The organism is Sphingorhabdus sp. (assembly GCF_044239005.1).
Taxonomy (GTDB): domain Bacteria; phylum Pseudomonadota; class Alphaproteobacteria; order Sphingomonadales; family Sphingomonadaceae; genus Sphingorhabdus_B.
The window spans coordinates 1-8,237 of record NZ_JBIICH010000092.1; the positions used below are offsets into that span (position 1 = coordinate 1).

Annotated in this window: 8 protein-coding genes; 5 read left to right on the top strand and 3 right to left on the bottom strand. The window is 55.4% G+C overall.

The window, feature by feature from the left end:
* A partial coding sequence (locus ACILQA_RS08110) for a putative quinol monooxygenase (protein ID WP_395629242.1) occupies positions 1-266 on the top strand: 266 nt, incomplete at its 5' end.
* A gap of 449 nt (positions 267-715) precedes the next feature.
* On the opposite strand, the gene ACILQA_RS08115 is transcribed toward ACILQA_RS08110, so the two are convergent.
* Entirely contained in the window at positions 716-1,951 is a 1,236-nt protein-coding gene (locus tag ACILQA_RS08115; RefSeq protein WP_395629243.1) for a polyhydroxyalkanoate depolymerase, read from the bottom strand.
* A 152-nt stretch (positions 1,952-2,103) separates the two neighbouring features.
* Here ACILQA_RS08115 and ACILQA_RS08120 point away from each other — a divergent pair, with 152 nt between their 5' ends.
* Positions 2,104-3,909 carry an ABC transporter transmembrane domain-containing protein gene (locus ACILQA_RS08120; RefSeq protein WP_395629244.1) on the top strand — a complete coding sequence of 602 codons (1,806 nt, stop codon included), beginning with the start codon at positions 2,104-2,106 and terminating at the stop codon, positions 3,907-3,909.
* Here ACILQA_RS08120 and ACILQA_RS08125 read toward each other — a convergent pair.
* Together ACILQA_RS08125 and ACILQA_RS08130 are read right to left on the bottom strand one after the other, a co-directional pair.
* Positions 3,906-4,334: a DUF1465 family protein gene (locus tag ACILQA_RS08125; protein ID WP_395629245.1), complete on the bottom strand. Its 429-nt coding sequence runs from the start codon at positions 4,332-4,334 to the stop codon at positions 3,906-3,908. The two genes, ACILQA_RS08120 and ACILQA_RS08125, sit on opposite strands and share 4 nt — an antisense overlap.
* Positions 4,335-4,479: 145 nt before the next feature.
* Positions 4,480-4,677: a YdcH family protein gene (locus tag ACILQA_RS08130; protein ID WP_395629246.1), complete on the bottom strand. Its 198-nt coding sequence runs from the start codon at positions 4,675-4,677 to the stop codon at positions 4,480-4,482.
* A gap of 169 nt (positions 4,678-4,846) precedes the next feature.
* Between ACILQA_RS08130 and ACILQA_RS08135 the strand changes: the two genes are divergently transcribed.
* The 3 genes from ACILQA_RS08135 to ACILQA_RS08145 all read left to right on the top strand — a co-directional run bounded on the left by ACILQA_RS08135 (position 4,847) and on the right by ACILQA_RS08145 (position 8,005).
* Complete coding sequence (locus ACILQA_RS08135) at positions 4,847-5,008, top strand: YdcH family protein (RefSeq protein ID WP_395629247.1); 162 nt, start codon at positions 4,847-4,849, stop codon at positions 5,006-5,008.
* Positions 5,009-5,076: 68 nt separating this feature from the next.
* Complete coding sequence (gene ptsP / locus ACILQA_RS08140; RefSeq protein ID WP_395629248.1) at positions 5,077-7,341, top strand: phosphoenolpyruvate--protein phosphotransferase; 2,265 nt, start codon at positions 5,077-5,079, stop codon at positions 7,339-7,341.
* Positions 7,342-7,456: 115 nt separating this feature from the next.
* Entirely contained in the window at positions 7,457-8,005 is a 549-nt protein-coding gene (locus tag ACILQA_RS08145) for a helix-turn-helix domain-containing protein (protein WP_395629249.1), read from the top strand.
* Positions 8,006-8,237: the final 232 nt, after the last annotated feature.

Here is an 8,237-nt window from a genome sequence, read left to right on the forward strand (position 1 = left end):
TAACCGTCGCCGACGGCAAAAACGAAGCCTTTGAGGCTGTGTTTGCAGAGCTTGCGGCTGCCGTTCGGGCCAATGAACCGGGGAACGTATTTTATACGTTGACCCGGTCACGGTCCAACCCACAGGTTTACAAAGTGCTCGAGCAATATGTCGATCAGGATGCGCTCACCGCACATGGCGCCAGCGACTATTTCAAGGCCGCTGGCCCCAAGCTGGCGCCCTGCCTCGCGGGCGCGCCCGATATCGAGTATCTCGACGCGTTATAAAGCTTAAAACCTCTATTGGGCCGTGAACGCATAAATCTCACCTTCACGGTTTGAGGCCATTTTGTTCAGTGCAAGGAATTTTCCTTCATTCCTGTCGCTGTTATTCCCGCATGTGCATACCCTCTGCGTGCAAAACGGGCTCGCGCAGAAGCGCGGAGGGCGCAGAGGGAGGGGAGGGAAGGTGAACATTCCCTACCCCCGTCACCCTGAACGTGTTTCAGGGGCCATTTATCCTTTCTAGCTCTGGGCGTGCTGCACGATGGACCCTGAAACAAGTTCAGGGTGACGAAGTGGAAGGATGACGGCCCGCAACGTCCGCCGCAACATGGCAGCTTTCATCGGCAAATATGGGCAGCGGCGCGCGCGATTATAAATTGGCCATCGACGGGCCAGCGTTCAACGGTGGCAGTGATGTGCAATGTCATAAACGCAACATGGCACCAATGGCCCTAGCCATTGTGGCTGACAATCCAGTCTTCCACCACCGGTGCAATTTTTTCGCGCCATTTGCTGCCGTTGAAGATGCCATAATGGCCAACTTCTGGCGCCATATGATATTTTTTGAGCGCGTCAGGCAAAGCGGTCGCAATGTTGAGCGCGGCTTTGGTTTGCCCAAGGCCGCTAATGTCGTCCCGCTCACCTTCAATCGCCAGCAGACCGATGTCCGTAATTGCACCGGGATCAACGAGCTTACCGCGATAGTTGAATTCGCCCTTGGGTAACAAATGACGCTGAAATACCGTATCGACGGTCTGCAGATAGAATTCCGCCGTCATGTCGCAGACCGAGCGATATTCGTCGTAAAATTCTTTGTGCCGATCCGCGCTTTCGCCGTCGCCTTTGACGAGGTCGGAGAACATTGACCAATGGCTGATCATATGGTTGCCCAGATTCATCGACATAAAGCCAGAAAGCTGCAGAAAACCGGGATATACCCGCCGTCCCGACCCTTTATAATATGGCGGGACGGTCGCAATGACATTTTGGACGAACCATTCATGCGGGCGGCGTGTGGCGTGGTCGTTCACCGCCGTTGGCGCTTCGCGGGTGTCGATTGGGCCGCCCATCATCGTCAAGGTGCGTGGCCGCAACGGATGGTCCTTGGCGCTCATCACCGCAGCTGCGGCATAGGCCGGGACCGAAGGCTGACATACCGCCAACATATGAGCGCCGCGTCCGCCGGCATCGGGGCCAATGAATTCAAGCCATTCGATGAGATAATCGATGTAGGTTTCAAGATCAAAGCCGCCGCCGGTCAACGGCACATCGCGCGCATCTTTCCAATCGGTGATGTAAACATCATGCGTTGGGATCATGCGCTCGACCGTTCCGCGCAACAGCGTCGCGAAATGCCCGGACATCGGCGCGCAAATGAGCAAACGGGGCTTCGCGCTGCTGCCTTCATAAACGAACCGCTTCAACTGCCCAAAGGGCTTGCGCGCCAAATTCTCTTCTTGAACCGGCATCGTCTTGCCATCGACAGTAACATTATCCAATCCAAATGCTGGCTTTCCGCGCGGCAAAACCGAATGGGCAAAAACATCCAATGCCGACGCCGCGATGGGGGCAAGACCGCCCACACTAAATGGCCCAGTGAAATTCTTGAGCATATCTGCCTGCGCCTGTGCAATTTTTCCCGCACCTGCTAACCAGCTCCGTTGCATATCATAAGCGGTATAAAGCATCTGCAATCCTTAGATTTCCGTCTTTCGGCCCAGAAAAACAGGGCGTTCTTGTGGAATCCATAAGCGTTTATTGTGCATTGCACCATAGAAAAAGGCATCGGCATCATCTGTCGCGCATTGTTCCCGCTTCGGCGCACTGCTAGGCGGACCGAATGACGAACGAAATTTCCGACATTCCAACAACGCCTGCACCCGACGCCATTGAAGCGCCTGTCGTAAAACAAAAGCCTAATTTCGGCAGCTTGCGGATGATCGGGCATTTTACGATCAAATACCCACGTCAGATTGCATATGCGCTTCTCGCGCTCATAGCGGCAGCGTCATCGACACTGGCTATCCCATATGGCCTGCGGCTGATTATTGATGAGGGCTTTGCGAAAAATGGCGGCGACCCCGCGCCATATTTTTATCTGTTGCTGGGCATTGTCGTCGTCATCGGTGTTTCGACGGCATTCCGTTTTTACTTTGTCAGCTGGTTGGGCGAGCGCGTCGTCGGCGACATCCGCGTTGCCGTTCAAAGCAACTTGCTTCGGCTTGCGCCACGCTTTTTTGAAGAGAATAGGCCCGGCGAAATCGCGAGCCGGATGACCGCAGATACGGCGATTATCGAACAGATTGTTGGCACCACAGTGTCCGTTGCGTTACGGAATATCTTTATCGGCATCGGTGGCGTGACATTGCTTTTTGGCTTGGCTCCAAGTCTGACCATTTGGCTTTTGGCGGGCATTCCGGTTGTTGTACTGCCAATCGTTTTTCTCGGCCGGCGGTTGGAAAAGGCATCGCGCACCAGCCAAGATAATGTCGCCAGCGTCGGCACCATCATTTCCGAAGCCCTTGGCGCAATCAAAATCGTTCAGGCATTTGGTCAAGAAACGCGTGAGGGCGTCAGATTTGCAGATGCGGTCGAGGGTACATTTGCCGCCGCGAAAAAGCGCATACGGATACGCGCGTTCCTGACAGCGTTGGTCATGGCGCTCATTTTCGGCGGCATCACGCTGCTGGTGTGGGAAGGCACGGACCAAGTCAAAGAAGGCGTTATATCCTCCGGAACATTGTTCGCCGTAGTGCTCTATGGCGCACTTGTCGCCGGATCCTTCGGCGCATTGACCGAAGTATATGGGGACCTTGTGCGCGCATCGGGCGCGGCTTCGCGCTTGGCAGAATTGCTGCATGAAGTACCCGAAATTGCGGCTCCCGCCAGCCCAGTGGTCATGCCACCAGCGCGCGGTCAGCTTGAGTTTCAGCATGTCCGGTTCCGCTATCCTACCCGACCCGAAGTTGCTGCGCTTGACGATTTCAGCCTGAAGGTTTCCCCCGGTGAGACAGTCGCTGTCGTCGGGCCATCAGGCGCAGGCAAATCGACCTTGTTCCAGCTTGCTGAACGCTTTTACGACCCTGAGGCTGGCACTGTCCGCATCGATGGCGTGGCGCTGACCAGTGCAGATCCAGCCGAATTCCGCCAGCGCATCGCCCTGGTTCCGCAAGACACCGTTTTATTCGCGGCCTCCGCACGGGACAATTTGCGCTACGGTCATTGGCTGGCGGACGATGCCGCCATTTGGGCCGCAGCAGAGCAAGCGAATGCCGCGGAGTTCCTGCGTGCCTTGCCAGAGGGTCTGGACACGTTTTTGGGCGAGAGCGGTGCGCGTCTGTCCGGTGGTCAGCGGCAGCGCCTCGCGATTGCGCGCGCGCTGCTGCGCGATGCCCCAATCCTGTTGCTCGACGAAGCAACCAGTGCCTTGGATGCCGAAAGCGAACGCCTTGTTCAGGACGCGCTTGAACGCCTCATGGTTGGCCGCACGACAATCGTCATTGCCCACCGTCTGGCGACCGTACGTTCCGCAGACCGTATCATTGTGATGGACCAAGGTCAGATAGTTGAAGAAGGCGACCACGCGACACTTAGCGCGGCAGGTGGCCTATATTCCCGTTTGGCCAGCCTGCAGTTCGACGCTTAAAAAGACGCGCGCAAACGGTCGCGCATGGCATGTGGTTCCGACGCCTGTGGAACAGGGGCACGCATTTTCTCGCTGAGCCGTTGAAGGCGGTCATATAATTCTTCGCTCGCGCCGATCAGCGCTTGCGTCTCTGGGGGAAATTGCAACACCAGCTGCCCATCGCTGGCGGGCGCATAGCCCAGATTGTTGGTTTCATTTCGCGCTTCGCTTTCGGTTATTTCGCCAGCCCGCAATGCCTTTTGGTTCAACAACCACGCAATGCTGTGCATCAGGCGTGTGGTAACCTTGAGAGACTCGCAGGAGAAAGCGACCGAAATCTCCGGAGACAAATGCCCTGCATCCAAGCTGCGGTCAAAACAGGCGCGCGTTTCATCGGCGAGCAGCATCGCTTCTGTGAACAAAGAATCCACTAATAAAGGGGTCATTTCGAGTTGTGCTTTGCGCATACGCTTTTATGGCACGGCCCATGCCCCGATGTTAGTGCAAACGATCCCATCGCGGCAACATATTGCGAGTGTGCCGATATGAAACAATCATCGCGCAATTGTAAATGTTTGGGACGGTAACGGGTCAGGCGATAATGTCGGGCACCAGCTGATCTTCAAGACGCATGATTCGGTCTTTCAATATCAGCTTCTTCTTTTTCAGACGTGCAATCTGAAGCTGATCAACGACCGGCTGCATGGTCAGCGCCGTAATGGCATCATCCAAATCGCGATGTTCAATCTTCAATTGTTCCAGCTGCTGCTGGTAGCCGTCGTCGTTCATTCCCCCTTCTAACCAGAGTCGTGCAAACAAGTCATCGTTAAAAGCGGGCATGATTGCAGGCGCATGTTTCTGGTGCACGCCAAACGCAAAATTATCGCGAGACTCGCCCGATGTTTCGTGATTTACTTTGGCTGTTGGACCACCGAGTCTTACGCTGAAGGAGAATGATGTGAATAATAATCATCTGTCCGCACTTCGCAGCAAACATGCTGATCTTGAGCAAAAGTTACAGCGCGAAGAACATAGACCCTTTCCTGACACCAACATCATTCTGAGCCTTAAGAAGCAAAAGCTGCATCTTAAAGACGTACTTATGCAGGAGTCAGCCTGAACTGGCTGACTACGAATAATTTCAAGCGGGGTATCGCTTGCCTTTTATGTCTCTGCTAGATGGGACAGATGGAAAGCGCTACCCGTTCTGCCCGCAACATACTGACCGGTCTTCACGAAGTGATGGCCTCGCGAAACCATGCGCAGGGCAAATTGAACCATGTGGTCAATATCATTGGTGAAGCGCTGTCGAGCGAAGTGTGCTCGATCTATCTGTTGCGCGATGGTGCGCTTGAATTATTTGCAACGCGCGGATTGAATGAGGCGGCAGTCCACGTCACCCGCCTCGGCTTAGGCGAAGGCCTTGTCGGCACGATTGCGGAAAATGTCGAAACATTGAACTTGGATGAGGCCGCAGCCCACCCCAATTTCCGTTATGTGCCCGAAACAGGCGAAGAACGCTTTCACAGCTTTGCAGGCGTGCCGATTGTGCGTTCCGAACGCGCGGTTGGCGTGTTGGCGGTGCAGCATGTCGAGCCACGGAAATATGAAGAGGTCGAAATTGAGGCACTTCAGACCGTGGCCATGGTGCTGTCAGAACTGATCGCCAATGCAGACCTTGTCGACGAGCCAAGCGCGCGGGGCGAAAATGACACCGGCACGATTAGCCTGACGGGCCTGCCGCTTGTAAAGGGCGCGGCGGCTGGCGTTGCCATTTTTCACCAGCCCAATGTCCGTATTGAACATACCGTCGCTGAGGATATCGAAGCCGAGCGTCACCGCGTCTATTCCGCCTTTGACAAAATGCGCGAACAAATCGACCGCATGGCCAGCCAAATTGATTTCGGCACGGGCGGCGAGCATGAAGAAGTCATCGCGACCTATAAAATGTTTGCATATGACGAAGGCTGGAGCCGCCGCATTAACGAGGCCATCGACAGCGGCCTGACGGCGGAAGCCGCCATCGAACGCGTCCAGCAACGCACCCGCATGCGTATGCGTCAGATTGACGATGCGCTGCTGGCGGACCGCATGCACGATCTGGAGGATCTATCCAACCGGTTGCTGCGGATTGTGTCGGGTCAGATGAGCACGGCTGCGCAACTCGGTCTGAAAAAAGACTCGATCCTGATTGCGCGCAATTTGGGCCCCGCCGAGCTACTGGAATATGACAAACGGCGTCTGCGCGGCGTAGTGCTTGAGGAAGGGTCACTGACCGCGCACGTCGTGATTGTCGCGCGCGCGATGGGTATCCCCGTGCTGGGCCGCGTACAAGGCATTCGCCACAAGGTCCGCGATGGCGACATGCTGCTCCTTAACGCCGACGAAAAAAGCGTCATCGTCAGGCCGTCGTCAGCTGCCGAGGAAATCTTCCAACATGATCTGGTCGATCGGCAAAAGAAAAAAGCCCGCTACGCAGCGATGCGTGATGCCGCATCGGTCACGAATGATGGCGTGCCGGTGACGTTAATGATCAATGCCGGATTACGCGACGATATGTCCGCCTTGGCCACCACCGGTGCGGAGGGCGTTGGCCTGTTCCGCACAGAATTCCAGTTTTTGATATCTGCCACGCTGCCCCAACGTGAGCGTCAGCAACGTTTTTATCGCGATGTCATTGAAGCGGCAGGCGACAAGCCAGTCATTTTTCGCACGCTCGATATCGGCGGCGACAAACCCCTGCCTTATTTGAAAGACGAAACGAGCGAGGAAGAAAACCCCGCTCTCGGCTGGCGCGCGCTGCGCCTGTCTTTGGACCATGCAGGGCTGATGAAGGCGCAGGCCCGCGCACTCATTGAAGCATCCGCCGGACGCACATTGAACGTTATGTTTCCGATGGTGTCCGAGCCATGGGAATTTGACGCGGCCCGAGAAATATTTGAAGGCCAGATGCAATTTTTGGGGCGTCAAAAGAAACGGCTGCCGACAAAAATCCGTTATGGTGCAATGCTCGAGGTGCCGGCACTGGCCGAAACACTTGATATGTTGCTGCCTAAAATCGATTTTCTGTCGATTGGCACCAATGACCTCACGCAGTTCCTGTTTGCAGCAGACCGCGCTGACCCGCGCTTGGCCGAGCGATATGACTGGTTGAGTCCCGCCATTTTGCGCTTCATCCGGCGCGTGGTTCAGACAACGGACGGCTATCCAGTCGACGTCGCGGTATGTGGCGAAATGGGTGGGCGGACACTTGAAGCGCTCGCGTTGATTGGCTTGGGCATCCATCGCCTGTCGATCACGCCAGCGGCTGTGGGACCCATAAAAGCGATGGTGCGCACGACCAACCATGCGGATATTCGCAAGAAGATGGACGAGCTTCTCAATAATCCCACGGGGAATTTACGTGAGGAGCTGGCAATATGGGCCGCAAGCCAAGGCATTGAAACCGGCTAAATTGCAGGATTTCCCAAAGGTGCAAAACTTTAATCGCCGTTGACTTTATCGGGAAGATGACCATTGTCCGCATAACTGCACAAAGAGGTAGAAAAAATGGGGCGTGGAGATTGCAGTGGACTTATTAGCTTCTGTTGACGAAGGGCACGGATCCGTAGGTAGCCAGCTAAAAGCAGGCCGCGAACGGCTGGGTTTAAGTCTATCCGATATCGCCGCAAAAACGCGTGTGCCGACTCGCCACCTCGAAGCTATCGAGCAATCAAATTTTGACGCCCTCCCCGGCCAAACCTACACGCTCGGTTTCGCGCGATCTTATGCAAATGCTATAGACATGGATGCCGCCGCAATCAGTGAGGCGATGCGCTGGGAATTGGCGCGCAGTGGTCATGAAGGCTATCAGCCACCAGCTCAAAACTACGAACCAGCCGACCCGGCGCGCGTGCCTTCGAAAACACTCGCATGGACGTCGGCCGCAATCGCGGCGGTTGCGCTGGCTGCATATTTGATTTTCAGAAGCCTGACACTCACAGATGCTGCGCCAGCCGACAAACCGGTCACGTCACCGATCTCCGTAAAGCCAGCCGCCACAGCGCCGATCGCGCCTCTGCCGGCAAATAGTGCTGACCCTGCTCAGCAAAGTACCGACAACGCGGAACAAATCTAAATAAAATCAGGTTTTCTTTGCACTGAAATGGTGTGATGGGTATTTGTCGCGTTGGTCCAATCAGCGATACGTCGAAACTTGTCAGTTTAAGGGGAATGAGCAATGAATTTTCGGTTTGCTTTGTTGAGCGGCGCAGCATTTGCACTCAGCGCATCCGCAGTTGCGCAAGATGCAAATATTGACGGACGCGTGGGCAAGCTTGAAAAGGAAATGCGCGCTGTCCAGCGTCAGG

Bases quoted from the DNA above. Each gene is read 5' to 3' on its own strand.
- ACILQA_RS08130 (WP_395629246.1), bottom strand. From the start codon at position 4,677: ATGAACGACGACGGCTACCAGCAGCAGCTGGAACAATTGAAGATTGAA.
- ACILQA_RS08120 (WP_395629244.1), top strand. From the start codon at position 2,104: ATGACGAACGAAATTTCCGACATTCCAACAACGCCTGCACCCGACGCC.
- ptsP (WP_395629248.1), top strand. From the start codon at position 5,077: ATGGAAAGCGCTACCCGTTCTGCCCGCAACATACTGACCGGTCTTCAC.
- ACILQA_RS08125 (WP_395629245.1), bottom strand. From the start codon at position 4,334: ATGACCCCTTTATTAGTGGATTCTTTGTTCACAGAAGCGATGCTGCTC.
- ACILQA_RS08115 (WP_395629243.1), bottom strand. From the start codon at position 1,951: ATGCTTTATACCGCTTATGATATGCAACGGAGCTGGTTAGCAGGTGCG.